Below are 381 nucleotides of genomic sequence, written 5' to 3'. Positions count from 1 at the left end.
CTCATTCAACAGGATAGCCGTAAACTTAGTAATAAACGTTTTTATCGCCCTACTTTTCGCTCATACTTGACCAATAATGAGATTCTCGAAAAGCTCCTTGAATCCTCTCAAGAACTTAGAGAGCACTATGAACTCTATCAACTATTACTATTTCATTTCCAAGAGAAACAAACAGACCATTTCTTTGAACTGATTGAAGAAACGATTTCTTGTGTAAATCTTATTTTTCAAACTGTTTTTAAGACCTTTTTGAAAGACAAGGACAAAATCATGAACTCACTGGAACTGCCCTACTCAAACGCGAAACTAGAGGCTACGAATAACCTCATTAAGGTCATCAAGCGCAATGCTTTTGGCTTCCGGAACTTTGAAAACTTTAAA

Annotated in this window: 1 protein-coding gene; it reads left to right on the top strand. The window is 36.0% G+C overall.

Annotation, left to right across the window (positions count from 1 at the left end; genetic code table 11):
* Positions 1-381 (top strand): ISL3 family transposase (locus ADH81_RS02850; protein ID WP_049526366.1); only part of this gene is annotated, 381 nt, incomplete at both ends.

It is taken from the genome of Streptococcus pseudopneumoniae, from assembly GCF_001072925.1.
Classification (GTDB): Bacteria; Bacillota; Bacilli; order Lactobacillales; family Streptococcaceae; genus Streptococcus; species Streptococcus pseudopneumoniae_Q.
This window is presented reverse-complemented; position numbering and strand designations above follow the sequence as displayed.